The organism is Streptomyces sp. NPDC012835 (assembly GCF_042900885.1).
In the GTDB taxonomy this organism is placed as follows: Bacteria; Actinomycetota; Actinomycetes; order Streptomycetales; family Streptomycetaceae; genus Streptomyces.
The window spans coordinates 1,780,001-1,805,084 of sequence record NZ_JBIBBW010000001.1 but is presented as its reverse complement, the minus strand read 5'-3'; the positions used below and the strand labels follow the sequence as shown (position 1 = coordinate 1,805,084).

The 25,084-nt window shown below is 71.6% G+C and carries 24 protein-coding genes; 11 read left to right on the top strand and 13 right to left on the bottom strand.

The window, feature by feature from the left end:
• Nucleotides 1-177 precede the first annotated feature (177 nt).
• Nucleotides 178-405, top strand: coding sequence for a hypothetical protein (locus ACFY6S_RS07390; RefSeq protein WP_388823821.1), 228 nt, complete (start codon nucleotides 178-180; stop codon nucleotides 403-405).
• Here the strand turns inward: ACFY6S_RS07390 and ACFY6S_RS07385 are convergent.
• From ACFY6S_RS07385 to ACFY6S_RS07375, 3 genes are all read right to left on the bottom strand, one after another.
• Nucleotides 388-1,146, bottom strand: a complete 759-nt coding sequence (locus ACFY6S_RS07385) for an Fpg/Nei family DNA glycosylase (protein WP_388823817.1) — start codon at nucleotides 1,144-1,146, stop codon at nucleotides 388-390. The two genes, ACFY6S_RS07390 and ACFY6S_RS07385, sit on opposite strands and share 18 nt — an antisense overlap.
• Before the next feature lie 179 nt (nucleotides 1,147-1,325).
• Entirely contained in the window at nucleotides 1,326-5,942 is a 4,617-nt protein-coding gene (locus ACFY6S_RS07380; RefSeq protein WP_388823815.1) for an ATP-dependent helicase, read from the bottom strand.
• Between the two features lie 153 nt (nucleotides 5,943-6,095).
• The gene (locus ACFY6S_RS07375) at nucleotides 6,096-7,034 is read right to left on the bottom strand and encodes a hypothetical protein (RefSeq protein ID WP_388823813.1); all 939 of its coding nucleotides are present in this window, start codon (nucleotides 7,032-7,034) and stop codon (nucleotides 6,096-6,098) included.
• Between the two features lie 79 nt (nucleotides 7,035-7,113).
• Here ACFY6S_RS07375 and ACFY6S_RS07370 point away from each other — a divergent pair, with 79 nt between their 5' ends.
• The 4 genes from ACFY6S_RS07370 to recX all read left to right on the top strand — a co-directional run bounded on the left by ACFY6S_RS07370 (nucleotide 7,114) and on the right by recX (nucleotide 10,566).
• Entirely contained in the window at nucleotides 7,114-7,308 is a 195-nt protein-coding gene (locus tag ACFY6S_RS07370) for a DUF3046 domain-containing protein (protein ID WP_388823811.1), read from the top strand.
• Nucleotides 7,309-7,532: 224 nt separating this feature from the next.
• Nucleotides 7,533-8,648: an AI-2E family transporter gene (locus tag ACFY6S_RS07365; RefSeq protein WP_388823809.1), complete on the top strand. Its 1,116-nt coding sequence runs from the start codon at nucleotides 7,533-7,535 to the stop codon at nucleotides 8,646-8,648.
• 202 nt (nucleotides 8,649-8,850) lie between these two features.
• The gene (recA, locus tag ACFY6S_RS07360; protein WP_388823807.1) at nucleotides 8,851-9,975 is read left to right on the top strand and encodes a recombinase RecA; all 1,125 of its coding nucleotides are present in this window, start codon (nucleotides 8,851-8,853) and stop codon (nucleotides 9,973-9,975) included.
• A gap of 81 nt (nucleotides 9,976-10,056) precedes the next feature.
• A complete protein-coding gene (recX, locus tag ACFY6S_RS07355; RefSeq protein WP_388823904.1) occupies nucleotides 10,057-10,566 on the top strand; it encodes a recombination regulator RecX in 510 nt (169 codons plus the stop codon).
• A gap of 97 nt (nucleotides 10,567-10,663) precedes the next feature.
• On the opposite strand, the gene ACFY6S_RS07350 is transcribed toward recX, so the two are convergent.
• The 8 genes from ACFY6S_RS07350 to ACFY6S_RS07315 all read right to left on the bottom strand — a co-directional run bounded on the left by ACFY6S_RS07350 (nucleotide 10,664) and on the right by ACFY6S_RS07315 (nucleotide 17,182).
• Nucleotides 10,664-11,053, bottom strand: coding sequence for a rhodanese-like domain-containing protein (locus tag ACFY6S_RS07350; protein ID WP_388823805.1), 390 nt, complete (start codon nucleotides 11,051-11,053; stop codon nucleotides 10,664-10,666).
• 83 nt (nucleotides 11,054-11,136) lie between these two features.
• The gene (locus tag ACFY6S_RS07345; protein ID WP_388823803.1) at nucleotides 11,137-11,709 is read right to left on the bottom strand and encodes a cysteine dioxygenase; all 573 of its coding nucleotides are present in this window, start codon (nucleotides 11,707-11,709) and stop codon (nucleotides 11,137-11,139) included.
• A gap of 78 nt (nucleotides 11,710-11,787) precedes the next feature.
• Nucleotides 11,788-11,874, bottom strand: a complete 87-nt coding sequence (locus ACFY6S_RS07340) for a putative leader peptide (RefSeq protein ID WP_311307652.1) — start codon at nucleotides 11,872-11,874, stop codon at nucleotides 11,788-11,790.
• A 32-nt stretch (nucleotides 11,875-11,906) separates the two neighbouring features.
• Nucleotides 11,907-13,556, bottom strand: a complete 1,650-nt coding sequence (locus tag ACFY6S_RS07335; protein ID WP_388823801.1) for an FAD-dependent monooxygenase — start codon at nucleotides 13,554-13,556, stop codon at nucleotides 11,907-11,909.
• Between the two features lie 143 nt (nucleotides 13,557-13,699).
• A complete protein-coding gene (locus tag ACFY6S_RS07330) occupies nucleotides 13,700-14,605 on the bottom strand; it encodes an amino acid ABC transporter permease (protein WP_388823800.1) in 906 nt (301 codons plus the stop codon).
• A complete protein-coding gene (locus ACFY6S_RS07325) occupies nucleotides 14,602-15,276 on the bottom strand; it encodes an amino acid ABC transporter permease (protein WP_388823798.1) in 675 nt (224 codons plus the stop codon). The genes ACFY6S_RS07330 and ACFY6S_RS07325 overlap by 4 nt, the downstream gene beginning before the upstream one ends.
• 75 nt (nucleotides 15,277-15,351) lie before the next feature.
• Nucleotides 15,352-16,182, bottom strand: coding sequence for a glutamate ABC transporter substrate-binding protein (locus ACFY6S_RS07320; RefSeq protein ID WP_388823796.1), 831 nt, complete (start codon nucleotides 16,180-16,182; stop codon nucleotides 15,352-15,354).
• A gap of 214 nt (nucleotides 16,183-16,396) precedes the next feature.
• A complete protein-coding gene (locus tag ACFY6S_RS07315; protein ID WP_388823794.1) occupies nucleotides 16,397-17,182 on the bottom strand; it encodes an amino acid ABC transporter ATP-binding protein in 786 nt (261 codons plus the stop codon).
• A 307-nt stretch (nucleotides 17,183-17,489) separates the two neighbouring features.
• Between ACFY6S_RS07315 and ACFY6S_RS07310 the strand changes: the two genes are divergently transcribed.
• Together ACFY6S_RS07310 and ACFY6S_RS07305 are read left to right on the top strand one after the other, a co-directional pair.
• Nucleotides 17,490-18,203, top strand: a complete 714-nt coding sequence (locus ACFY6S_RS07310) for a response regulator transcription factor (RefSeq protein WP_388823792.1) — start codon at nucleotides 17,490-17,492, stop codon at nucleotides 18,201-18,203.
• A 6-nt stretch (nucleotides 18,204-18,209) separates the two neighbouring features.
• On the top strand, nucleotides 18,210-19,601 hold the full coding sequence (locus tag ACFY6S_RS07305) for an ATP-binding protein (RefSeq protein ID WP_388823790.1): 1,392 nt from the start codon (nucleotides 18,210-18,212) through the stop codon (nucleotides 19,599-19,601).
• Nucleotides 19,602-19,671: 70 nt separating this feature from the next.
• Here the strand turns inward: ACFY6S_RS07305 and ACFY6S_RS07300 are convergent, their stop codons facing one another.
• Entirely contained in the window at nucleotides 19,672-20,673 is a 1,002-nt protein-coding gene (locus ACFY6S_RS07300) for a TAXI family TRAP transporter solute-binding subunit (RefSeq protein WP_388823788.1), read from the bottom strand.
• A gap of 117 nt (nucleotides 20,674-20,790) precedes the next feature.
• Here ACFY6S_RS07300 and miaB point away from each other — a divergent pair, with 117 nt between their 5' ends.
• From miaB to ACFY6S_RS07285, 3 genes are read left to right on the top strand one after another with little or no spacing between them, the layout of a single operon-like run.
• Complete coding sequence (miaB, locus tag ACFY6S_RS07295) at nucleotides 20,791-22,278, top strand: tRNA (N6-isopentenyl adenosine(37)-C2)-methylthiotransferase MiaB (RefSeq protein WP_388823786.1); 1,488 nt, start codon at nucleotides 20,791-20,793, stop codon at nucleotides 22,276-22,278.
• The gene (locus ACFY6S_RS07290) at nucleotides 22,275-22,724 is read left to right on the top strand and encodes a hypothetical protein (RefSeq protein WP_388823784.1); all 450 of its coding nucleotides are present in this window, start codon (nucleotides 22,275-22,277) and stop codon (nucleotides 22,722-22,724) included. Before miaB ends, ACFY6S_RS07290 begins: the two co-directional genes overlap by 4 nt.
• Nucleotides 22,725-22,775: 51 nt before the next feature.
• Nucleotides 22,776-23,504, top strand: a complete 729-nt coding sequence (locus tag ACFY6S_RS07285) for a class III extradiol dioxygenase subunit B-like domain-containing protein (RefSeq protein WP_388823782.1) — start codon at nucleotides 22,776-22,778, stop codon at nucleotides 23,502-23,504.
• Between the two features lie 105 nt (nucleotides 23,505-23,609).
• Here ACFY6S_RS07285 and ACFY6S_RS07280 read toward each other — a convergent pair whose 3' ends face one another.
• Entirely contained in the window at nucleotides 23,610-23,852 is a 243-nt protein-coding gene (locus tag ACFY6S_RS07280) for an antitoxin (protein ID WP_388823780.1), read from the bottom strand.
• Between the two features lie 190 nt (nucleotides 23,853-24,042).
• Here ACFY6S_RS07280 and miaA point away from each other — a divergent pair, with 190 nt between their 5' ends.
• Nucleotides 24,043-24,981, top strand: coding sequence for a tRNA (adenosine(37)-N6)-dimethylallyltransferase MiaA (gene miaA, locus ACFY6S_RS07275; RefSeq protein WP_388823778.1), 939 nt, complete (start codon nucleotides 24,043-24,045; stop codon nucleotides 24,979-24,981).
• The last annotated feature ends 103 nt before the right edge of the window (nucleotides 24,982-25,084 follow it).

The window sequence follows — 25,084 nt, the reverse complement described above, 5'->3', positions numbered from 1 at the left end:
CGTGGGGCCCGTAGGGGGCGCCTGTCCCTGCGCGCACGCCGGGGCGTGCAACCGATGCGCCCTCCGGGTGTGCGATCGTGCGGGACCGGATGAGGAAGTCTGAAGTAGCGTCGGCCGGCCCCTCCCACAGGCGGGACCTCGGACTCACTCATCCGGCGTCGGCCGGAGGAGGCAGCCATGACACGGTGGTCGGGTCTTCTGCCCGCGCTCGCGCTGGGGGGCGTGTGGTGGTGGGCGGTGCTGCGGCTCACGCTGGCGCCCGAACACAGCGGGCTGGTCGAGGGAGCGGTGGCCGCCGGCGGCTGGGGGCTGAGCCTGCTGCCCGTCCACGCGGCGGCCTCGCGGCGACCGGCTCGGGCCCGTCGGCGGGGAGGCCCTGATGGGCCGTCAGGGGCTGGGCCCTGACTGGCAGACCGGGCACCAGTAGGTGGGTCGGCCGTTTTGCTCGGCGGTACGGATGGGGGTGCGGCACCGGGGGCAGGGGCGGTCGGCGCGGTCGTACACGTACAGGCGTCGGGCCCCGCCGGGCCGGGTCCGGTTGGCCTCCAGCGCGGTCTTCGCCGCGGCCACCAGACGCTCGGGCACGGGCAGCTCGCCGATGGGGAGCCACGGGGTCGCGCGGACCAGGTAGCAGATCTCGGACTTGAAGATGTTGCCGACTCCGGCGAGGTTGCGCTGATCGAGCAGTGCCTCCCCGAGCGGGCGGGACGGCTCCGCCAGCAGGTTGCGCAGGGCGATGGCCGGGTCCCAGTCGGGTCCGAGCAGATCGGGGCCGAGGTGGCCGACGATCCGGTCCTCCTCCCTGGTCGGCAGCAGCTCCAGGACGGGGAGGCGGTAGCCCACCGCGGTGCGTTCGGCCGTACCGAGAATGGCCCGGATCTGATGGGCCGCGCCGCCGCGCCAGCGCTCGCCGGGCCCGTACACCTTCCAGGACCCCTCCATGCGCAGGTGCGAGTGGAGCGTGAGACCGCCCTCGACGCGGGTGAGCAGGTGTTTTCCGCGCGGGGTGACGTCCAGAACGGTGCGGCCCGTGAGGTCGGCGGTGGCGAACCGGGGCACGCGAAGATCCGATCGGGTCAGACGCTGCCCGGCGAGGGCGGTGTGCAGGCGCCGGGCGGCCTGCCAGACGGTGTCTCCTTCGGGCATGTCTTCCATGATGCGTGACGGGCCCGGCCGGGGCGGTGTGCTCGTGCGGAGGGGCGGTGTGCTCGTGCGGCGGGCGCGAGACGCTCGGGGCTCGTGGGCGCGCGTGGTGGACGGCGGAGCCTCCGCGGCCGCTGCGCCGCCGGCGCTTGCGGGTGGTGCCGGGACTCCGCGCCGGGGGCTCAGGGGCGCAGACGCAGCCCCCTGGGGGTGGCGTGGAAGCCGGCCGTTTCGAGGGCGCGTCCCAGGGGGGCGGTCAGGGCGGGCACACCGTTGGCCCGCTCCACGGTGACGGTGCCGAGGGCGCCCGCGCGGGCCGCGCCCGCCAGGGCCTCGGCCGCGGCGCGCAGCGCGGGGTCCTCCGGGTCCGTGGGCCAGGCCAGCAGCGTCTTGCCGCCACGCTCCATGTAGAGCGTCAGTTCGCCGTCGACCAGGACGACCAGCGATCCGGCCTTGCGGCCCGGCTTGTGCCCGGCGCCGGTCGGAGCCTCCGGCCAGGGGAGCGCCGCCCCGTACGCGTTGGCGGGGTCGGCGGCGGCCAGGACCACGGCGCGCGGCGAGGGGGACGACGCCGCGCGGTCCCGGGCGGTGGCCGCGGCGCGCAGCCGGTCGACCGCTCCGTCCATCGCGAACTGGGCTGCGCCAAGGCCCTCCACGACGTAGCCGCGGCGGGCCTGTCCGCTGTCCTCGAACGCGGACAGCACCCGGTAGACCGCCGAGAAGCCGCCGGCCACTCCCTCGGCCGCGACGGCGCCCCGGGTCACCACGCCGTGCCGGTCGAGGAGCGTGCGGGCCAGCGCGTGGGCGCGGTGTGTGGGATCGGGCTCCGGGGCGGGGATCAGCGACCAGCGGCCGCTGACCGTGGGCGGGCCCGTGCGGGAGGCGGGTCTCGCCGCGGCCGTCAGGGTGCCGTAGCGCCCACGCGGCACCGTCCGCCGGGCGCGGTGGGCGGTGGAGCCCGCGGTGCGGCCCGAGCCGAGCAGGGAGCGCAGCGGAGCCAGCGTGTCATTGGTGAGCCGGCCCGACCAGGCGAGGTCCCAGAGGGCGTCGGCCAGCAGCGGGTCCGTCGCCTCGGGATGGGTGGTGGCGCGGACCTGATCGGCGATCTGCCGGAAGAACAGGCCGTAGCCGCCGGAGAGCGTGTCCAGAACGGACGCGTGGAGGGCGGTCTGCTCCAGGGGGTGCGCGGGCGGGAGCAGCAGGGGCGCCGCGTCCGCGAGATACAGCGACACCCAGCCGTCCTTGCCGGGCAGGGCGCCCGCGCCCGCCCACAGGACTTCGCCGGTGGTGGTCAGTTCGTCCAGCAGCGCGGGGGTGTATCCGGAGACGCGGGAAGCGAGGACCAGCTTCTCCAGCGCGGAGGCCGGGACGGGGGCGCCCTGCAACTGCTCGATCGCGCGGGCGAGTCCGTCGATGCCCCGCAGACTGTTGCCGCCCAGATGCTGCCACTGCGGGAGGAAGGCGGCGAGCGCGGCGGGCGGCACCGGCTCCAGCTCCTGACGGAGGGCCGCCAGGGAGCGCCTGCGCAGCCTGCGCAGCACCGTGGCGTCACACCACTCCTGGCCGATGCCGGAGGGATGGAATTCCCCCTGGACGACCCGGCCGCTCGCGGCGAGCCGCTGGAGGGTGCCGTCCGTGACGGCGGAGCCGAGCCCGAAGCGCTCAGCCGCGGCCGAGGAGGTGAAGGGGCCGTGCGTACGGGCGTAGCGGGCGAGGAGGTCGCCCAGGGGGTCCTTGACCGGCTCGGTGAAGGCTTCGGGCACTCCGACCGGCAGTGCTGTGCCCAGGGCGTCCCGCAGCCGTCCCGCGTCCTCGACGGCCGCCCAGTGATCCGCTCCGCCGATCCGCACTCTGATGGCGCGGCGGGCCGTGGCCAGGTCCTGAGCCCAGGAAGCCGACGCGCCGCGCTCGGCCAGTTCGGCGTCGGTGAGCGGGCCCAGCATCCGTAGCAGGTCAGCGACTCCTTCGAGGTCCTTGACCCGCCGGTCCTCGGTGCGCCACTGGAGCTCGCTCTCCAGCTCGGTGAGGACCTCCGGATCGAGCAGCTCCCGCAGCTCGGCCTGGCCGAGCAGCTCGGCCAGCAGCCGGGAGTCCAGCGACAGCGCTGCGGCCCGGCGCTCGGCGAGCGGGGAATCGCCCTCGTAGAGGAACTGGGCGACATAGCCGAAGAGCAGCGACCGGGCGAAGGGGGAAGGCTCCGCCGTCGTGACCTCGACCAGCCGGACCCGGCGGGACTCGATGTCCCCCATCAGCTCGGTGAGACCCGGTACGTCGAAGACGTCCTGGAGGCACTCGCGCACCGCCTCCAGCACGATGGGGAACGAGCCGAACTCGCTGGCCACCTGGAGGAGCTGGGCCGCGCGCTGACGCTGCTGCCACAGGGGCGTGCGCTTGCCCGGGCTGCGGCGCGGCAGCAGCAGCGCCCGCGCCGCGCACTCCCGGAACCGGGAGGCGAACAGCGCGGAGCCGCCCACCTGATCGGTGACGATCCCCCGGACGTCGCCTCCTTCGAACACCACATCCGCGGCGCCGACCGGAGCCTGCTCGCTGTCGAAGGCCGCGCTGCCGCCGTCCGGTTCGTCGTCGAGGCCGAACCCCATCAGATCCGCGTCGGGAAGGCGCAGCACGATGCCGTCGTCGGCGTGCATGACCTGAGCGTCCATGCCGTACCGCTCGGAGAGCCGGGCGCCGAGGGCCAGAGCCCACGGGGCGTGCACCTGGGCGCCGAACGGGGAGTGGATCACCACGCGCCAGTCGCCCAGCTCGTCGCGGAACCGCTCGACCAGGATCGTCCTGTCGTCGGGGATGTGACCGCAGGAGCGGCGCTGCTCATCGAGGTACGAGAGCAGATTGCCGGCCGCCAGGGCGTCCAGGCCCGCCGCCGTCAGCCGCAGTCGGGCGTCCTCCTCGGAGAGGGAGCCGACCTCGCGCAGGAAGGCGCCCACGGCCCGCCCCAGCTCCAAGGGGCGGCCCAGCTGGTCGCCTTTCCAGAACGGCAGCCGTCCGGGAGTGCCGGGGGCGGGGGAGACCAGCACGCGGTCGCGGGTGATGTCCTCGATCCGCCAGGACGAGGTGCCCAGGGTGAAGACGTCACCGACCCGGGATTCGTAGACCATCTCCTCGTCCAGCTCACCGACCCGGCCGCCGCCCTTCTTCGGGTCGGCCCCCGCGAGGAAGACTCCGAAGAGTCCCCGGTCGGGGATGGTGCCGCCCGAGGTGACGGCGAGCCGCTGGGCGCCCGGGCGGCCGGTGACCGTACCGGTGACGCGGTCCCACACCACGCGCGGACGCAGCTCGGCGAAGGCGTCCGAGGGATAGCGCCCGGCGAGCATGTCCAGCACGGCGGTGAAGGCGGACTCGGGCAGCGAGGCGAACGGGGCGGAGCGGCGGGCCAGGGCGAGCAGGTCGTCGGCCTGTCTGCTGTCGAGCGCGACCAGCGCCACCAGCTGCTGGGCCAGCACATCCAGGGGATTGGCCGGGACGCGCAGCGCTTCGATGGCCCCGCCGCGCATCCGTTCGGTGACCACGGCGGCCTGTACCAGATCGCCGCGGTACTTCGGGAAGACCACTCCGGTGGAGATCGCGCCCACCTGATGGCCGGCCCGGCCGACCCGCTGGAGGCCGGAGGCGACCGAGGGCGGCGACTCGACCTGGACGACCAGGTCCACAGCGCCCATGTCGATCCCCAGCTCAAGGCTGGAGGTGGCCACGACGGCGGGCAGCCGGCCCGCCTTGAGGTCCTCCTCCACCTGGGCGCGCTGCTCCTTGGAGACCGAGCCGTGGTGGGCGCGGGCGAGCAGGGGCGGCGCGCCTCTGGCCGCTCCCGACTGGGCCATGAGCTGGGCGGGGGAGTGTTCCTCCGGCATCGACTCGCCGGTCGCGCGTTCGTAGGCGATCTCATTGAGCCGGTTGCACAGGCGCTCGGCCAGTCTGCGGGAGTTCGCGAAGACGATCGTGGAGCGGTGCGCCTGGACGAGATCGACGATGCGCTCCTCCACGTGCGGCCAGATCGACGGCTTCTCCCCGCCGCCGGAGTTCGACGCCGGGGAGCCGCCCAGCTCGCCGAGGTCCTCGACCGGGACGACCACGGACAGGTCGAACTCCTTGCCCGAGGGTGGCTGGACGATCTCGACCCTGCGCTGCGGCGACAGATAGCGGGCCACCTCCTCCACCGGACGTACCGTCGCCGACAGCCCGATACGGCGGGCCGGGCGCGGCAGCAGCTCGTCCAGCCGCTCCAGGGACAGGGCCAGGTGCGCGCCGCGCTTCGTCCCCGCGACGGCGTGCACCTCGTCCAGGATCACCGTCTCGATCCCGGCGAGCGCGTCCCTGGCCGAGGACGTGAGCATCAGGAACAGCGACTCGGGCGTGGTGATCAGGATGTCCGGCGGCCGGACGGCCATCGAACGCCGCTCGGCGGCCGGGGTGTCGCCCGAGCGGATCCCCACGCGCACCTCCGGCTCGGGCAGCCCACGCCGCACCGACTCCTGCCGGATTCCGGTGAGCGGGCTGCGCAGATTGCGCTCCACATCGACGGCGAGAGCCTTGAGCGGCGATACGTACAGCACTCGGCAGCGCTTCTTCGTCTCGGCCGGCGGTGGCACCGAGGCGAGCCGGTCCAGGGCCGCGAGGAAGGCGGCCAGCGTCTTTCCCGAGCCGGTCGGAGCCACGACCAGCACGTCCGAACCCTCCTCGATGGCGCGCCAGGCCCCCTCCTGTGCCGGGGTCGGCGCGGAGAAGGCCCCCGTGAACCAGCCGCGGGTCGCGGGGGAGAAGGAATCGAGCGCGGTGCGTGCCATGTCCTCCATCGTGCACCCGGCCACTGACAATCGCCCGGACCTGGGGAAACGCACCTCGGCCGCGGGCGCGGTGTCCCCGGCGGGCGGCGCGGGGCCCCGCGTGGGCGTCCCGGAACCGATGCCGGGCCCCGCGTGGGCGCCCGCGGGACCCGATCAGCCGATGGCGCGGCCGTAGGCCCGCAGGGTCAGCAGCGCCTCGACGGTCACGATCGGACGCGACTCCAGCGCGGTACCGGGCGCCCACGCGCGCCGGTTCGCCGGCCAGCCGCCGTCCTCGCGCTGCCGGTCGGCGAGGAGGTCGAGCGACCGCTCCATCTCCTCGTCCGTGAACCAGCCCCGGGCCAGGGAATCCGGCACGCGCGCGTAGTCGTGCGGGAAGTGGTGCTCGCCCGGCGCGTACCCCGGGGAGACGGGGTGATCCGCCAGGCGCGCCGGATCGAGCACCACCAGCCCTCGCTCCCGGACCAGCCGGCCCAGCCGGTCGGCCGCAGTCTCGGCCCGCGCCCGGTCGGGGACCCCGTCCAGGAACGCGACGGCGGCCTCGACCTCGTACGGATGCGAGTCCTCCAGGGCCTCCACGGCGGCCCAGCAGAAGTCGGTGGCCCGGAAAAGCCAGGCGTGCCAGACCTCGTTGCGGTGCAGCAGCCCGACGACCGGGCCCGTCGCCAGCAGGGCGCCCGGCGGGTTGTCGCTGATCGGCAGGGAGGGCGCGTGCGGATAGCCGCGCAGCGAGGGGTGGAAGGCGGGGAGGGCGCCCTCGGGCGTGGACACCGAGGTGAGATAGCGGCAGATCCGCTCGGCCCGCAGTCCGTCGCAGCGGCCGATGGAGTCCAGGACGCGCAGCGCGTGTGCCGTGTGGAGGGGCTGGCTCACGGGGCCGCGCAGATCGGGTTCGAGCCCGTGCCCGTACCCCCCGTCCTCCTCGCGGTACGCGGTGAGCGCCGCCTCGACCGCGTCCCTCCCATGGCCCTCGCCCATTTCGTGGCCGAGGAAGTGGTAGGCGAATCGTCGCTGTTCGAGCACCCGCGCCGTCAGCCAGACGAAGTGTTCGGCGCGGGCGAGGGGGGACGGGGATCCTGCGGTGCCAGCCATGGTCCGACGGTAGGCCGGAAACCCAGGTGAGCAAGGGGGACGGGCCTGGCTGCACTCTCAGGGGCGTGATACTGGTGTCATGCGGTTGACGATTTTCTGGGAACGGATGGCGGACCACTTCGGTGCCGCCTACGCCGACTCGTTCGCCCGTGACCATGTGATGGCCGAGCTGGGCGGTCGTACGGTGCACGAGGCGCTCGACTCCGGCTGGGAGGCGAAGGACGTCTGGCGCGCGGTCTGCACGGCCATGGGAGTCCCCGCCGAGAGACGCTGACGCGCCCGACCGGCACCGGTGTCACAGGGGTAGGCGACACTGGGCCAGTGGCACCGACCGACAACACCGCATCGGGCGCGCGACCGCCCGTCCCCCCGCCGGCCTCCCCTGTGATCGCTCCGCAGGACACACCGTCCGGGACGCTTCCGTCGCCCGCCGGGGCACCTCCGGCGGCACGGCCGTCCCCGCCCGGGAGCGAGAGCCGCCACCGTGATCGTGGCCGTATGCCCGGCTGGCTGCCGCGTGCCATGGTCCTCGCGCTGGCGCTCCTCGCCTGTTTCCAGCTGGGCAGTTGGGCATTTCACCAGCTCATCGGATTGCTGATCAACATACTGATCGCTTTCTTTCTGGCGCTGGCGGTCGAGCCCGCTGTCAGCAGGATGGCGGATCGCGGTATGCGGCGCGGACTCGCCACTTTCCTCGTCTTCTTCGTGGTGCTGATCGCGAGCGTCGGCTTCGTCGTGATGCTCGGCTCGATACTGGCCGGTCAGATCGTCGACATGGTCGACTCCTTCCCCCAGTACCTCGACTCGGTGATCAACTGGATCAACGGGACCTTCCACACGGAGCTGTCCCGGGTCGCGGTCCAGGACAGCCTGCTGCACTCCGACTGGCTGCAGCGATACGTGCAGAACAGCGCGACCGGGGTCCTCGACGTCTCCACCACCGTCCTGGGCGGGCTGTTCCGGTTGCTGACGATCTTCCTGTTCTCGTTCTACTTCGCGGCGGACGGGCCCCGGCTGCGGCGGGCGCTCTGCTCCGTACTCCCGCCCGCCCGGCAGGCCGAGGTGCTGCGCGCCTGGGAGATCGCGGTCGACAAGACCGGCGGCTATCTCTACTCCCGCGGGCTGATGGCGCTCATCTCCGGAGTGGCGCACTACATCATGCTGGAGATCCTGGGAGTGCCCTACGCGCCGGCGCTCGCGGTGTGGGTGGGGCTGGTCTCCCAGTTCATCCCGACCATCGGTACGTATCTCGCGGGCGCCCTGCCGATGCTGATCGCGTTCACCGTGGACCCCTGGTACGCGCTGTGGGTGCTCGCGTTCGTCGTGATCTACCAGCAGTTCGAGAACTACATGCTCCAGCCGAAGCTGACCGCCAGGACCGTCGACATCCACCCCGCCGTGGCCTTCGGTTCGGTCATCGCGGGGACCGCGCTGCTGGGGGCGGTCGGCGCGCTGATCGCGATCCCGGCGGTCGCCACGCTCCAGGCGTTCCTCGGCGCCTATGTGAAGCGGTACGACGTGATGGACGACCCGAGGGTCGGGGGCCGCAGGTCACGCGCCGGCGGCGCGCCGCTGACGCGGCTGCGGCAGGCGCTGCGCCGCGAGCGCGCTTGACACCAAAATCGAACATCCATTCTCATGGGATGGCGGACGGTGTTTCCCGGGCCGGCCGGCGCGGTGGTGTGCTGCCGTGGTCCGGCCGGACGGACACGGCCCGGTTTTCCACAGGCCGGGAGGGCGTCGGGGCGCGTTGTCAGTGGCAGGGGATAGCGTCATCGACGTGAAGCGATCGACTCAAGCAAATCGGGTGGAAGCCATGGCAGGAACCGACCGCGAGAAGGCGCTGGACGCCGCTCTCGCACAGATTGAACGGCAATTCGGGAAGGGCGCGGTGATGCGCCTCGGTGACCGGCCCAACGAGCCCATCGAGGTCATTCCCACCGGCTCGACCGCGCTCGACGTCGCGCTCGGCGTCGGCGGCCTGCCGCGCGGCCGCGTGGTGGAGGTGTACGGCCCGGAGTCCTCCGGCAAGACGACGCTGACGCTGCACGCCGTGGCGAACGCGCAGCGGCTCGGCGGTTCGGTGGCCTTCGTGGACGCCGAGCACGCCCTCGACCCCGAGTACGCGAAGAAGCTCGGCGTCGACATCGACAACCTGCTCCTGTCCCAGCCGGACAACGGCGAGCAGGCGCTCGAAATCGTCGACATGCTGGTCCGCTCCGGGGCGCTCGACCTCATCGTCATCGACTCCGTGGCGGCCCTGGTGCCGCGCGCGGAGATCGAGGGCGAGATGGGCGACTCGCACGTCGGTCTCCAGGCGCGGCTGATGAGCCAGGCGCTCCGGAAGATCACCAGCGCGCTCAACCAGTCCAAGACCACCGCGATCTTCATCAACCAGCTCCGCGAGAAGATCGGTGTGATGTTCGGTTCGCCGGAGACCACGACCGGTGGCCGGGCGCTCAAGTTCTACGCCTCGGTGCGGCTCGACATCCGCCGTATCGAGACCCTGAAGGACGGCACCGACGCCGTCGGCAACCGCACCCGTGTGAAGGTCGTCAAGAACAAGGTCGCGCCGCCCTTCAAGCAGGCCGAGTTCGACATCCTGTACGGCCAGGGCATCAGCCGCGAGGGCGGCCTGATCGACATGGGCGTGGAGCACGGCTTCGTGCGCAAGGCCGGCGCCTGGTACACGTACGAGGGCGACCAGCTCGGTCAGGGCAAGGAGAACGCCCGGAACTTCCTCAAGGACAATCCCGATCTCGCCAATGAGATCGAGAAGAAGATCCTGGAGAAGCTGGGCATCGGCGTCAGGCCGGAGACTCCGGGAGAGCCCGGCCCGGACGCGGCAGGTGGCCCCGCCCCGGCCGACGACACGCCCAAGTCGGTGCCCGCCCCCGCCGCCAAGGCCAAGTCGGCCAAGGCGGCAGCGGCCAAGAGCTAGTCCGGCCCCGTGCCTTATGCGAAGAGGCGACGGACGGAAAAGCCGGGCGGCGGCTCCGACTCGTCGAGGGCCGAGCAGGAGCTGTCGCCCCAGGATCCGGCGGAGCGGGCGCGGGCGATCTGTCTGCGCCTGCTCACCGGCACCCCGCGCACCCGTAGACAACTGGCGGACGCGCTGGCGAAGCGGGAGATCCCCGAGGAGATCGCGGAGGAGGTGCTCTCCCGCTTCGAGGACGTGGGGCTGATCAACGACGCCGCGTTCGCGGACGCCTGGGTGGAGTCCCGGCACCACGGCCGGGGCCTTGCCCGCCGAGCCCTCGCGCGGGAGCTGCGGACGAAAGGCGTGGACGCCTCACTGATCGACGAGGCGGTCGGGCAGCTCGACGCCGACCAGGAGGAGGCGACCGCCCGCGAGCTGATCGCCCGCAAACTCCGCGCCACCCGTGGCCTGGAGCGTGACCGGCGGCTGCGCAGGCTCGCGGGCATGCTGGCCCGCAAGGGCTACTCGGAGGGAATGGCGCTGCGCGTGGTCAGGCAGGCGCTGGAGGAGGAGGGAGAGGACACCGAGGGGCTGGACGAGGAGTTCGGCTGACCGGCCGTCGGACCTGCCACCCGTCGGCCGATCCGCTGCCGTCGTGCCACCGAGGCCCCGCCGCCCAGCGGCAGCCGCGTGCCACACCGCCCACGGGCTAGCGGGAGACCGGCAGCCCCGCGGCCTTCCACGCCTGGAAGCCGCCCACCAGGTCGGTCGCGCGGTCGAGCCCCAGCTGACGCAGGGACGCCGCCGCGAGACTGGACGCGTACCCCTCGTTGCAGATCACGACCACCCGCAGTCCGTGACCGGTGGCTTCAGGGGCGCGATGGCTGCCCTGCGGATCGAGCCGCCACTCCAGCTCATTGCGCTCGACGACCAGGGCGCCCGGAATCAGTCCGTCCCGCTCGCGCAGCGCCGCGTAGCGGATGTCCACCAGCAGCGCACCGCCGGCGGCGGCGTCGAACGCCTCGCGCGGCCCTATCCGGTCCAGGCCCTCACGTACCCGTTCCAGCAGCTCGTCTATGCCCACCCGCTCGCTTCCCACGGGCGCCGTCCCCGGTCGGTTCGTCCCCGGTCGCTCCGATCCCGGTCGGTCCGATCCCGGCAGGTTCGTTTCCGCCCGCTCGCTCACTGCCACTCCTCGGGACGCTCGACCTGCTCAAGGCGGAGCACCGCGCCCGTCCGGCTGTAGCGCCGCATCAGCGGCAGCGGCGGGTAGTACGCGTGCACGGAGATCGCGTGCTCGGCCGTCGACTCGTTGCGGACCTCGTGCACATGGTGCCGTCCGAAGGCCCGCCCCTCGCCCGCCGACAACCGCCGCTCACGGTCGACGCCCTCCGCCAGCTCCAGGGTCTTCCACCCCTCGGTGGGCAGCCGGGCCGCCAGTGAGTCCTCCCGCAGCGAGCCCGACGCCGTGGCGAAGGCGCCGTGCGAGCCGCCGTGATCGTGCCAGCCGGTGCCCGTGCCGGGCGGCCAGCCGATCAGCCATGCCTCGCTGCCCCCGGGGCCCGTGAGCCGGACCCAGGTCCGGCCCTGCGGATCGAGGGGGAGGGAGTCGATCAGCGCGCCGTCCGCCACGGTCCTGCGGACGAAGTCCAGCAGCTCGGCGGGGGACGGTCCGGAGACCGGGGGCGGGGCGGCGGGACCCGCGCCGGCCGCCGGGGCAGCCGCGGGCGCGGAGGTACGTACGGGAACAGACATGGTGACCGTCCTGAGAAGTTCGCGAGGGTGCGCCCGCGACGCGCACGGCGCGGCGGGCACAGGGAGAAGAAGGGCGAATCAGCAGGACGGGCGACAGACGCAGCCCGCGTAGCGGAGGAGGTCCATATGGACCCTCCGCCACAGGCGTACATCGGTGTCGGTCACGATCCGGAGTACACCACGCGAGCCCGCGACGGTCAATTGATGTTCGCAGTGCGGTCGCGCGTCGGCCGGGCCTCCTCCCGTCCGGCCGCGTCCTCCGGCTGCTCCAGGGGCGTCTGCGCGGTCGCGGCCCCGCCGCGCGCCGCGTCCGCCGCCGCGTAGAGATCGGCGGGGCGCACTCCGCCGAAAGCCGCCACCAGATGTCCGTCCGGGCGCACCAGCAGCACGTTGTGCGCGGAAGCCCCCGGATACGCCTCGGCGACCAGCAGCTCCGCCCGTACCGGCAGGGCCGTCACCGCCGCGGCCAGCCGTGGCATCACCCCCGCCGTCAGCCAGTGCCGCCGGTCCCACACGCCGGTGCCCGGCGCGATCAGCACCACCAGCAGCCGTCCTTGCCCGAGCCGGTCCCCGAGCCGTACGGTCGCGCCGTCGGGCGCCGTCACCCGTACGTTCACGACCGGTGTGCCGGGGGGCGTGCCCACCTCTGTCCACGCCTCGGCGCGCGGGGGCGCGAGGGGGGAGTGCGGATAGGAGGGTGGTGCTCCCAGTGGTCCCTGCCCCAGATGCCCGTCGGAGAGCAGCGTGTCGTGCCCGCGAGCGGCTCCCGGCATGTACGTGCGCAGCCCGCCCCGGCCCCGCAGTATCGGCAACGACTGGTCCGCCGCCCGCAGCCGGGCCGCGACCGCGGTGCGCCGCTCGGCCTGATAGCTGTCGAGCAGCGTCTCCGACGCTCCGTGGTGCCAGTCCTCGGCCAGTTTCCAGGCCAGATTGCCGACGTCCCGCAGTCCTTCGTCCAGCCCCTGGGTGCCCACCGCGCCGAGCAGATGGGCGGCGTCCCCGGCCAGGAACGCCCGGCCCGCGCGCCAGCGCCTGGCGAGCCGGTGGTGCAGCGTGTAGACACCGGTGTCGAGCAGTTCGTACGGCGGAGTTTCCCCGCACCAGCCGGCCAGGGTGTCCCGCAGACGCGCCACCAGCGCGTCGGGTGTCACCAACTCGCCACGTGAGGGCAGCAGCCAGTCCAGCCGCCACAGGCCGTCCGCGAGCGGTCGCGCGGAGATCTCCTCGCCGCCCCCGCGCCAGGGCGGCTGCCGGTGCAGCAACGCCTCGCCCGGCCAGGGCAGATCGGTGCGGAGCGCGGCGACGGCGTGCCGCTCCACCGCCGTACGCCCCGGGAAGCGGATGCCGAGCAGCTTGCGGACGGTGGACCTCGCACCGTCGCAGCCGACCAGATGGGTCCCCTGCCAACCGGCCGCCCCGGCCCCACGGGTGTGTGCGGTGACCGAGCGGCCGTTCTGCTCCAGCGAGTCGAGCCGGCTTCCGGTGACCAGCCGCACCAGATCCTGTCCGGCGATGGCCTCGCGCAGCCCGCGCGACAGGGCGTGCTGCGGGATGTGCAGGGGCGACGGGGCGCTTTCGTCCTCGCCGAGAGGCAGTTCACGCATCAGCTGCTTGCGGCGCATCAGACGCCAGCCGGTCCAGTGGGTGCCTTCGTCGGCGAGGGTGGTGCAGCCGAGCCGGGCCACCAGGGCGGCGGTGTCGGGCCGCAGTATGGCCGTACGGGCCGGGCGGGGCTCGTCCGTACCGTCCCCCTCGTCCAGTACGACGGAGGGAACGTCCTGTGCGGCGAGGGCCAGCGCCAGCGCGAGGCCGACGGGGCCCGCGCCGACGACGATCACCGGGTCCACGGCACGACCCCTCCGGCCCGTGCGGTCATACGGTCAAGGGCCCTGGGAGCCCGGTGCGTGATCACAGAACGTATGCAACCGACTGGGGGTGCTCGCGTCAAGCGCTGCTCAGCGCGGCGCGTACACCCCCAGTCCCGTCCGCCTCAGACGTCGCTGGCGTTCGCCGGGGCGCCCGGCGCGTTGGCCAGATCCGCGTCATCGGCACCGAGCACAGCGCCCGTGCTCTTCTTGCCGCCGCGCAGCCGCTTCTCCAGCCACCCGGCGAAACTGGTGAGCGCGAAGTTCAGGGCGATGTAGATCAGCGCGATGACCACCAGGGTCGCGATCGTGTTCGCGCCGTAGTTGGCGGGGATCGTGTCCTTCTGCGAGAGCAGATCGGCGAATCCGAGGATCGCACCACCGAGGGCGGTGTCCTTGACGATCACGACCAGCTGGCTGACCAGGGCCGGCAGCATCGCCGTGACCGCCTGCGGCAGCAGGACGTACCCCATGGTCTGGCCCTTGCGCATGCCGATCGCCTTCGCGGCGTCGGTCTGGCCCCTCGGCAGCGTGAGGATCCCGGCGCGTACGACCTCGGCGATGACCGACGCGTTGTAGAGCACCAGGCCCGTCACCACCGCGTAGAGCGGACGCAGATCGGACGAGACATTGCTGAACTGCACGTACAGCTGAGCCGCGAAGATCATCATCAGCAGCACCGGGATGGATCGGAAGAACTCCACCAGCACGCCGACCGGTACCCGTACCCAGGCGTGGTCGGAGAGCCTGCCGATACCGAGCAGAGCACCGAGGGGCAGGGCGATCACGATGGCGAGAACGGCCGCCTTGAGCGTCTCGCCGAGGCCCGGCAGCAGATAGGTGGTCCACACCTTGGAGTCCTTGACGAAGGGACTCCACTTCTCGGCCGCCAGCTGGTTCTTGTCGGCCATGACCGACAGGATCCACCAGGCCGCCAGTACGAACAGGACCAGGAACACGACCGTATAGATCACATTGCGCTGCTTGGCGCGTTTCCCGGGGGCGTCGTACAGAACGGACGTCGCACTCATCGCTTCACCGCCACTCGCTTGCTGACCCAGCCCAGCAGCAGACCGGTGGGGAGGGTGAGAACGATGAATCCGAAGGCGAAGACCGCGAAGACCGCGAAGAGCGCGCTGGATTCGTTCTCGACCATGGTCTTCATCAACGCCGCCGCCTCCGCGACACCGATGGCCGCGGCCACCGTGGTGTTCTTGGTCAGCGCGATCAGTACGTTGGCGAGCGGTGCCACCACGGAACGGAACGCCTGCGGAAGAATGATCAGCGTCAGTACCTGACGGAAGCTCAGCCCGAGGGCGCGCGCCGCCTCCGCCTGGCCCACCGGCACGGTGTTGATACCGGAGCGGATCGACTCGCAGACGAAGGTGCTCGTGTAGGCGACCAGGCCCAGAACCGCGAGCCGGAATCCGGTGGACGTGAAGTCCCCGCCGCCGAGGGTGATCTGAAGTGTCTGGTTGAGCCCCAGCGAACAGCCGACCAGCACCAGGGTCAGCGGGGTATTACGGACCGTATTGACGTACCCGGTACCGAAGGTACGCAGAAGGGGTACGGGACTGACCCGCATCCCGGCGAGCAGGGTTCCCCATATGAGGGAGCCGGCTGCGGAGTAGAGGGTGAGCTGAACCGTCACCCAGAAGGCGCCGAGCAGGTCATACTGCCCGGAATCAAGAAAGTCGAACACGATGCCCCGCGCTCTCCCCTGGTTGGCTGGTCGGTACGCGCCGCCGGACCGGCCGACGGCGCGTCACTGCTTGTCTCAGTCGGCGATCTGCGGGGCGGGCTCGTTCTTGTAGTCGGCCGGGCCGAAGTTGGCCTTCACGGCCTTGTCCCAGGAGCCGTCCGACACCATCTTCTTGAGGGCGTCGTTGACCTTGGTCTTCAGCTCGGTGTCGCCCTTCTTGAGGCCGATGCCGTAGGGCTCGTCGCTGAGCTTGAGACCGACCAGCTTGAACTTGCCCTGCAGTTCCTTCTGCGCGGCGTAGCCGGCGAGAATGGAGTCGTCCGTGGTCAGGGCGTCCACGGCCTTGTTCTCCAGACCGGTCAGGCACTCGGAGTAGCCACCGACCGACAGGAGGTCGGCCTTCGGCGCGAGCTTGTCCTTGATGTTCTGCGCCGAGGTCGACCCCGCGACCGAACAGAGCTTCTTGGAGTTCAGGTCCTCGGCCTTGGTGATCGACTTGTCGCCCGCGCGGACCAGCAGGTCCTGGTGGGCGAGGAGGTACGGGCCGGCGAAGTCGACCTTCTTCTTGCGCTCGTCGTTGATCGTGTAGCTGGCGGCGATGAACTTGACGTCACCATTGGCGATCAGGTTCTCGCGGTCGGCGCTGGGGGCCTTTTTCCAGACGATGTCCTTGGCGTCGTAGCCGAGTTCCTTGGCCACGTACGTCGCGACGTCCACGTCGAAGCCGGCGTAGCTGCCGTCCGGCTTCTGGAGGCCGATACCGGGCTGGTCGAACTTGATACCGATGGTGATCTTGCCGCCACCACTGCCGCTGCTGTCGTCGCTGCTGTCGCCGCCGCAGGCGGTGGCGGTCAGGGCGATGACCAGGGCGGTGGCGGCCGCCGCGCTTGCCTTCTGAAGCTTCATGGGTGAACTTCCCTCGGTGAGACGTGAACGGAAAGGTTCTGCCGAACTCGGTAGAGCCGTTGCAAGAGCTGCGAAACAGCCGTGAGCGGAGCCCCGACCGCTGATGAGACGCCCGACGGCGCGGATACCGGCGGTACGGATACGGCCGTGCGGGAATCAGTGGGTGAGGACCGGCGGTCGGGGTCCGTGACGCGAAGTCAGCGGAGTCGGTGGATCAGTGGTGCAGGATCTTCGACAGGAAGTCCTTGGCGCGGTCGCTGCGCGGATTGCTGAAGAACTCGTCGGGTGACGCCTCTTCGACGATCCGGCCGTCCGCCATGAAGACCACCCGGTTCGCGGCGGAGCGGGCGAAGCCCATCTCGTGGGTGACGACGACCATCGTCATTCCGTCGCGCGCCAGTTGCTGCATGACTTCGAGCACTTCATTGATCATCTCGGGGTCGAGCGCCGAGGTCGGCTCGTCGAAGAGCATGACCTTGGGGTCCATCGCCAGCGCCCGCGCGATGGCGACGCGCTGCTGCTGACCACCCGAGAGCTGCGCCGGGTACTTGTCGGCCTGCGTGCCGACGCCCACCCGGTCGAGCAGCGCCCGCGCCTTCTCCTCGGCCGCCTTCTTGTCGGCCTTGCGGACCTTCAGCTGGCCCAATGTGACGTTCTCCAGCACGGTTTTGTGTGCGAAGAGATTGAACGACTGGAAGACCATGCCGACATCGGCGCGCAGCCTGGCCAGCTCCCTGCCCTCGTCCGGCAGCGGCTTCCCGTCGATCGTGATGGCGCCCGAATCGATTGTCTCCAGGCGGTTGATGGTGCGGCACAGTGTGGACTTGCCGGACCCGGAGGGCCCGATGACGACCACGACCTCGCCACGGGCGATGGTCAGGTCGATGTCCTGGAGCACATGCAGCGCGCCGAAGTGCTTGTTCACGTTGCTCAGTACGACCAGGTCGCCCGTCGCCGGCCCGGCGCCCTCGGTGTCCTTGGTCGCTGACACTCCGCTCATCGGCTTTTTGCTCCGTCCTCCTCGGTTGGGAGGACCTTAGTCACGCACTGCGATCAGCGTCATTACATCTGAGCTGAAATTGAGCATAACGATCCGGCCGCAACCGGACACTCCGCGTGAAGGGGGCGGCGTGGGGAGTACCGGGTGGGTAACGGAAACCTCGGCGTAACGGGAAGACACTTGACTGGCGCGGCACCATCGGCGTGGATGCCAGGTACGTACTTACTCGAGTACGTGCCGAAGCACGTACTCGTTCATGACCACGACCGCGGATGTTCATGAACCGCGACCGTGAAGAAGGGGGCCCGTGAGACTGCTGCTCGTGGAGGACGACAACCATGTCGCCGCCGCCCTGTCGGCCGTGCTCGCCAAGCATGGATTCCAGGTGACCCATGCCCGCAACGGTGAGGAGGCGCTCCAGGCGCTGCTCCCCGCCGCCAACGTCGGCAGGTCACCGTTCGGAGTGGTGCTGCTCGACCTCGGCCTGCCCGACCAGGACGGCTACCAGGTCTGCGGCAAGATCCGGAAGATCACCGCGACCCCGGTGATCATGGTGACGGCGCGCGCCGATGTCCGGTCCCGCATCCACGGCCTCAATCTGGGCGCCGACGACTATGTCGTCAAGCCCTACGACACCGGTGAACTGCTCGCCCGGATCCACGCCGTCAGCCGGCGCACGACCAGTGGGGACGAGCCGGGACCCGGGCCGGAGAGCGCCCAGCGCCTGGGCCGGCTCACCCTCGAACTGCCCACCAGACGCGTCAGCGTCGACGGCGAGGCGGTCCAGCTGACCCGCAAGGAGTTCGACCTGCTGGCGCTGCTCGCCCAGCGCCCCGGCGTGGTCTTCGGCCGGGAGCAGATCATCAGCGAGGTGTGGCGCACCAGTTGGGAAGGCACCGGCCGCACGCTCGAAGTCCATGTCGCCTCGCTGCGCGGCAAACTCGGCATGCCCGCGTTGATCGAGACCGTACGGGGAGTCGGCTACCGGCTTGTCGTCCCGGCCGCGCGCCCGGGGCCGTAGCCGCCCGTGAGCAGCCGCCTTTTCCCCCTGCTGATCGTTCTCATGGCGGGCGTACTCCTCGCGCTGGGGTTCCCGCTCGCCGTGCGGCTCGCCGCCGCGGAGCAGCAGAAGGTCGTCGTGGACCGGATCGACGACACGGCGCGTGTCGCCGCGCTCGCCCAGTTCGTCACCGAGGGCGCCTCGGGCACGGAGGAACGCCGTGAGCTGCTGGCGGAGGAACTCGACCGCTACTACGACGTCTACGGCATCCGGGTCGGCGTCTTCTACCGGGACGACGACGCCATGGCCAGCGCGCCGGAGAACTGGCGGGTGCCGGTGGACGGCCAGGGGCGCAAGTCCTTCCGGGAGGCCCTGCTGGGCCGGCGCAGCGGCGACCCCGAGCAGGTCTGGCCCTGGCAGACCGGCCGGCTCATCGTCGACTCGCCGGTGGTACGGGACGGAGACGTCGTCGCCGTCGTGGTGACCGACTCGCCGACCGATCAGATGCGGTCACGGATCATCCGGGGCTGGCTGTACATCGCCGCGGGCGAGGCGCTCGCCATGCTGGTCGCCGTGGGACTCGCCGTCCGGCTGACCGGCTGGGTGCTGCGTCCCGTACGGGTGCTGGACGCGGCCACCCACGACATCGCCACCGGCCGGATGAACTCCCGGGTCGCCGCGGCCGGCGGCCCACCCGAACTGCGCCGGCTGGCCGACTCGTTCAACGAGATGGCCGACAACGTCGAGGACGTGCTGGAACAGCAGCGCGCCTTTGTCGCGGACGCCTCCCATCAACTGCGCAATCCGCTGGCCGCGCTGCTGCTGCGCATCGAACTCCTCGGCCTCGAACTGCCGGACGGCAACGAGGAGATCGCCGCGGTACGGACCGAGGGCAAGCGGCTCGCCCAGGTCCTGGACGACCTGCTGGGGCTGGCGCTGGCCGAGCACAGCGCCGCTGATCTGCGGCTCACCGACATCGGCGAGGTGGCGGCCGAGCGGGTCGCCGCCTGGCGGGCCCTGGCCGAGGAGAAGGGGGTCGGGCTGACCGAGCACCGCGCGGCGGTCACCGCCTGGGTGGACCCCATCGCATTCTCCAGCGCGCTGGACGCCGTGATGGACAACGCCCTGAAGTTCACTCCGGCGGGCGCGGAGGTCACCGTCACCGTCGCGGCCGAGGGCGCGACCTCGAAGATCGTCGTCAGCGACGGCGGCCCGGGGCTCACGGACGACGAGATCGAGCGGATCGGGGACCGCTTCTGGCGCAGCGGTCGCCACCAGAACATCAAGGGCTCCGGACTCGGCCTGTCCATCACCAGGGCGCTGCTCACGGCGGGCGGCGGCTCCATCTCGTACGCCCACGGGGAACCGCGCGGTCTGCGGGTGACGCTCAGGGTGCCGCGCTCGGCGCCGTCACCGTGAGCCGCGGCCGGACACCGGCCGTGCTCGGGTGCGGCGGCGGCCCGCTCGCCCACTCATCGGAATCGGACCGTCAGGGCTTGACCGACCGGTAGTACCGCTGGGCGCCCTCGTGCAGGGGGAGCGGGTCCGTGTAGATCGCGGTCCGCAGGTCCACCAACTGCGCGGGATGCACCTCCTTGCCTATCCGGTCCCGGCTCTTGATCACGGTACGGGTGAAGCCCTTCACCAGCTCGGTGGAGACCCGGTCCGTGGTGACCAGGAGGTTGGCCACCGCGACGGTCGGCACCGCCTTGTTCCCCTGGGCCTCGCCGTAGGCGTCCGCGGGCATCGCGGCCGATCGGTAGTAGCGGGCGGCCGCCCCGCCCGAGGCGTGCAACTGCGTGATCAGGGAGGGCGTCAGCGGGACCAGGTCGATGGCGAAACGCTTGGACAGCTTCTGGATGGTGCTGGTCGGCAGCCCGCCCGACCAGAAGAAGGCGTCCAGCTCGCCCCGTTCGAGCTGGCCCGGCATGGTGTCTATACCGGAGGAGACCGGCGTGATCCCGCTCTTCGGGTCGAGCCCCGCGGCCGTCAGGATCCGGTCGGCTATCAGCCGGACCCCCGACTTCTCCTGTCCCACGCCCACGCGCCGGCCCGCCAGGTCGGCGACGGAGCCGATCTTCTTGTCCTTGGCGGCCACCAGCTGCACATAGTCGTCGTACAGCCGCGCACAGCCGCTCAGCCGGTCCGCGCCCGGTCTGCCGTCCATCCGGTACTTGGCCACGGCGTCGGCGGTGGCGATGGTGAACTGGGCGTCGCCGGAGGCCACGCGCGCGATGTTCTCCTGCGAGCCCTCGCTGCTCCGCAGCGCGACCGACACCTCGGGCAGATCGCGGGCGAGATCCTCCTTCAGCAGCTTTCCGTACCGCTCGTAGACCCCGCTGTTCACCCCGGTGCTGAAGACGACCGAGCCTCTCGGCGCCGCCTGCCCGATCGGCAGCAGCCACCACAGCAGCAGCCCGAGCACCACCAGGAACACGGCGATGCCCTGGAGAGCGCGGACCCTGCCGGGCCGGACCGGGAAAGTGACCATGCGCCGATCCTGTCAGGTCACTCCCCGTGATGACCAGGGCTTGGCTTGAGGTCGCCACCGGCTCCCGGGGAATCCCCGGACGGCGCTCGCGCGGGACCCCGTACCCTGGTGGGCGAGATGAGCGCGAAGACTTACGAGGTGCGCACCTACGGGTGCCAGATGAATGTCCACGACTCCGAGCGGCTGTCGGGCCTGCTGGAGGGAGCCGGATACGTCCGCGCGCCCGAAAGCGCCGACGGGGACGCCGATGTCGTCGTCTTCAACACCTGTGCGGTGCGGGAGAACGCCGACAACAAGCTGTACGGCAACCTCGGCCGGCTGGCCCCGATGAAGACCAAGCGGCCCGGTATGCAGATCGCCGTCGGCGGCTGCCTGGCGCAGAAGGACCGCGACACCATCGTGCGGCGCGCGCCCTGGGTCGATGTCGTCTTCGGCACCCACAACATCGGCAAGCTGCCGGTTCTCCTGGAGCGCGCCCGGGTCCAGGAGGAGGCGCAGATCGAGATCGCGGAGTCCTTGGAGGCGTTCCCCTCGACGCTGCCGACCCGCCGCGAGTCCGCCTACGCCGCGTGGGTCTCCATCTCCGTCGGCTGCAACAACACCTGCACCTTCTGCATCGTCCCCGCGCTGCGCGGCAAGGAGAAGGACCGCCGTCCCGGCGACATCCTGGCCGAGATCGAGGCGCTGGTCGCCGAAGGCGTCTCCGAGATCACGCTGCTCGGCCAGAACGTCAACGCGTACGGCTCCGACATGGGCGACCGCGAGGCGTTCTCCAAGCTGCTGCGAGCCTGCGGGGCGATCGAGGGGCTGGAGCGCGTCCGCTTCACCTCACCGCATCCGCGCGACTTCACGGACGACGTGATCGCGGCGATGGCCGAGACGCCGAACGTGATGCCCCAGCTCCATATGCCGCTCCAGTCGGGATCGGACCCGATCCTGAAGGCGATGCGCCGCTCGTACCGGCAGGACCGTTACCTCGGCATCATCGACAAGGTGCGCGCCGCGATCCCGCACGCGGCCATCTCCACCGACATCATCGTGGGCTTCCCCGGCGAGACCGAGGAGGACTTCGAGCAGACGATGAAGGTCGTGCGCGAGGCGCGCTTCGCGCAGGCGTTCACCTTCCAGTACTCCAAGCGCCCCGGCACCCCGGCCGCCGACATGGACGGCCAGATCCCCAAGGAGATCGTCCAGGAGCGCTACATGCGGCTGTCCGCCCTCCAGGAGGAGATCTCCTGGGAGGAGAACAAGAAGCAGGTCGGCCGGACGATCGAGGTCATGGTCGCCGAGGGCGAGGGCCGCAAGGACGGAGCCACCCACCGGCTGTCCGGCCGTGCCCCCGACAACCGCCTCGTGCACTTCACCAAGCCGGACGAGGAGGTGCGGCCCGGCGATGTGGTGACCGTGGAGGTCACCTACGCCGCCCCGCACCACCTGCTCGCCGAGGGACCGGCCCCGGCGGTGCGCCGGACCCGCGCCGGCGACGCCTGGGAGCGGCGTAACGCCACGACCGCCGCGAAGCCGGCCGGTGTGCTGCTGGGGCTGCCGACCGTGGGCGTCCCGGCCCCGCTGCCGGCGGTCACAGGGGGTTGCGCGGTCGAGTGACGGCGAAGAGGTGGGGGCTGATCGTCGAGCAGAACCTGGGCTTCGGCAGTCAGAAACGGGTGTGGGCGCCCCACGTCCTGGACCATGTGGACGGGACCAGGGAAGAAGCGATGGCCGAGTTGCTCGGCCGTGCCAGGCGCTTCTCGCCCATGCATCCGGCCAATCCCAAACGCACCAGGCTCTACGCGGACGGGGACGGCTGTCTGCTCGTCGTCGAGGGGGTGTGGCAGGAGTTCCACTGCCGGTTCACCGTGGCCGAGCTGCTGTACGACAGCGACCCGCCGCCCCCGGCGCCCGCCCCGCCGGCCGAACCGGCCCGGTCGGAGCCGGCCCCGCCCCCGCCCGCGCCTTCTCCGCCGCCGCCGGAACCGCCCCGCCCCTGGGACGCGGACGTACCGGAGGTGCCGACCTGGCTCGGCCGCGACGACCTGCCGGGCAGTCGATGACCGGAGCCACGCGGACACCGGCCGGCCGCCGCGCCGTTTAGGCTGCCGATCATGCTCGTATCCGCCGCCGTGTGCCCCAGTCCGCCCCTGCTCGTGCCCGCGCTCGCCGCCGGTGCCGCCCCCGAACTCGACTCCGTGCGCGCGGCGTGCGTGCGGGCGCTCGGGGCGCTGGCCGCGGCCCGCCCCGACCGGCTGGTCGTCGTCGGCCCCGCGGCCGAGGCGGGTCTCGGGATCCACCCGCAGGGCGCCGTCGGCTCGTTCCGGGATTTCGGCGTGGACGTCGACACCGTCCTCGGCGGAGTCCGCGACGGGGCAGGACCTGGGCCCGGGACCGCGCGCGAGCTCCCCGCCTCGCTCGCTGTCGCCGCCTGGCTGCTGGAGCACGCCCGCTGGAGAGCCGCCCCGGTGTCGGGGCTGGGCGTGGCGGAGTCGCTCGCACCCGAGGACTGTGCCCGGGCCGGGAGGGAACTCGCGACGGAAGCCGACCGGGTGGCCCTGCTCGTGATGGGGGACGGCAGCGCCTGCCGTTCGGTCAAGGCGCCGGGGTATCTCGATGAGCGGGCGCCCGCTTTCGACGCCGCAGCGGCACAGGCCCTCGCCGCGGTGGATGTCGCCGGACTGCTGGCCCTGGAGACGGAGCCGGCCCGCGCGCTCAAGGCGGCGGGCCGGGCGCCCTGGCAGGTGCTCGCGGGCGCCGCACAGGGCGGGGACCTGGCGGGCGAACTGCTCTACGAGGGAGCGCCCTACGGCGTCGGGTACTTCGTGGCCCTCTGGTCCTAGGGCCGCCACTCCGTGGCCGTCCGGCCCGGGGCCGTGCCGAACTCCGGGGTCCGGCGCGGACGCGTCCCCCGCCCCGGCGGCGGGACACGTCCGGTGTGGGGTGGATCAGGAGGCGGCCGGCGGCGGGGGAGTCCCCTCGTCCTTGTGGGCGAGCTTGCCCAAGGCGTCCTTCGCCTTGTCCGCGCCGGTCCCGATCTTGTCGCTGTACTTGCCCTTGGTCTTCTCGTCGACCGTACGGGCGGCCTTGTCCAGCCCCTGTTCGATCTTGTCCCCGTGCTGCTGCGCGAGGTCCGAGACCTTGTCCCGAGCCGGACCGATCTTGGCCTTCAGTGAATCCAGGAAGCCCATGGGCCACCTTCCCTCGGAGGAAACAACAGCCTATGTACCTCACAGATTACTCGCGACGCCGACATCGCGCGCCGTGCGCCGTGTGCGCCGGAGCGCGACCATCGGCGTACGTATCGGCGCGCGGTGGCGCGCCGTCCGTTCGGGCAGGAGCCCGCGCGTTCGCGGGACGCGGGTTTGCGAGACTGGGGCAGTGAGAAGCGCAGCTACCGCACCGCGGGTCATCGCCGTCGTCGGTCCCACCGCGGCCGGCAAGTCAGATCTCGGCGTCCACCTCGCCCGGCAACTCGGCGGTGAGGTCGTCAATGCCGACTCCATGCAGCTCTACCGGGGGATGGACATCGGCACGGCCAAGTTGACGGCCGAGGAGCGTGCCGGGGTCCCGCACCACCTCCTCGACATCTGGGACGTCACCGAGGCCGCCAGCGTCGCGGAGTACCAGAAGCGGGCACGGGCGGAGATCGACCGGCTGCTCGCGGCGGGCCGCACCCCCGTGCTGGTGGGAGGCTCCGGGCTGTACGTACGCGGCGCCATCGACGCGCTCGACTTCCCCGGCACCGACCCCGAGGTCCGGGCGCGGCTGGAGGCGGAGCTGACCCTGCGCGGCTCCGGCGCCCTGCACGCGCGGCTGGCCGCCGCCGACCCGCAGGCGGGCCGGGCGATCCTGCCCAGCAACGGCCGCCGGATCGTCCGGGCGCTGGAGGTGATCGAGATCACCGGCAAGCCCTTCACCGCCAATCTGCCCGGCCACGACTCGGTGTACGACACCGTGCAGATCGGCGTCGACGTCGCCCGCCCGGAGCTGGACGAGCGGATCGCGCGGCGCGTCGACCGGATGTGGGACGAAGGGCTCGTCGACGAAGTGCGCGCTCTGGAGACCCGGGGACTGCGCGAGGGCCGCACCGCCTCGCGTGCCCTCGGCTACCAACAGGTGCTCGCGGCGCTCGCGGGTGAATGCACCGACGAGGAGGCGCGCTTCGAGACCGTACGCGCCACCAAACGCTTCGCGCGCCGTCAGGATTCCTGGTTCCGCCGCGACTCACGCGTGCACTGGCTGAGTGGCGGAACCGAGCAGCGGTGGGAACTCCCCGACCGGGCGCTGGCGTTGGTCGAACGAGCGGTTACAGCCTGATCACGTGATGGCATCGGGACGCTCAGGTCGCACGTGCGGTACTCCGGGGCGTGCCATCATCGAGCATCGGTCGACCATCGGGCATCGATCGACCACTGGAGTC

Coding starts and splice junctions, on each gene's coding strand:
- ACFY6S_RS07390 (WP_388823821.1), top strand. CDS start 178: ATGACACGGTGGTCGGGTCTTCTGCCCGCGCTCGCGCTGGGGGGCGTG.
- ACFY6S_RS07385 (WP_388823817.1), bottom strand. CDS start 1,146: ATGCCCGAAGGAGACACCGTCTGGCAGGCCGCCCGGCGCCTGCACACC.
- ACFY6S_RS07380 (WP_388823815.1), bottom strand. CDS start 5,942: ATGGCACGCACCGCGCTCGATTCCTTCTCCCCCGCGACCCGCGGCTGG.
- ACFY6S_RS07375 (WP_388823813.1), bottom strand. CDS start 7,034: ATGGCTGGCACCGCAGGATCCCCGTCCCCCCTCGCCCGCGCCGAACAC.
- ACFY6S_RS07370 (WP_388823811.1), top strand. CDS start 7,114: ATGCGGTTGACGATTTTCTGGGAACGGATGGCGGACCACTTCGGTGCC.
- ACFY6S_RS07365 (WP_388823809.1), top strand. CDS start 7,533: ATGCCCGGCTGGCTGCCGCGTGCCATGGTCCTCGCGCTGGCGCTCCTC.
- recA (WP_388823807.1), top strand. CDS start 8,851: ATGGCAGGAACCGACCGCGAGAAGGCGCTGGACGCCGCTCTCGCACAG.
- ACFY6S_RS07345 (WP_388823803.1), bottom strand. CDS start 11,709: ATGTCTGTTCCCGTACGTACCTCCGCGCCCGCGGCTGCCCCGGCGGCC.
- ACFY6S_RS07330 (WP_388823800.1), bottom strand. CDS start 14,605: ATGAGTGCGACGTCCGTTCTGTACGACGCCCCCGGGAAACGCGCCAAG.
- ACFY6S_RS07320 (WP_388823796.1), bottom strand. CDS start 16,182: ATGAAGCTTCAGAAGGCAAGCGCGGCGGCCGCCACCGCCCTGGTCATC.
- ACFY6S_RS07315 (WP_388823794.1), bottom strand. CDS start 17,182: ATGAGCGGAGTGTCAGCGACCAAGGACACCGAGGGCGCCGGGCCGGCG.
- ACFY6S_RS07300 (WP_388823788.1), bottom strand. CDS start 20,673: ATGGTCACTTTCCCGGTCCGGCCCGGCAGGGTCCGCGCTCTCCAGGGC.
- miaB (WP_388823786.1), top strand. CDS start 20,791: ATGAGCGCGAAGACTTACGAGGTGCGCACCTACGGGTGCCAGATGAAT.
- ACFY6S_RS07285 (WP_388823782.1), top strand. CDS start 22,776: ATGCTCGTATCCGCCGCCGTGTGCCCCAGTCCGCCCCTGCTCGTGCCC.
- ACFY6S_RS07280 (WP_388823780.1), bottom strand. CDS start 23,852: ATGGGCTTCCTGGATTCACTGAAGGCCAAGATCGGTCCGGCTCGGGAC.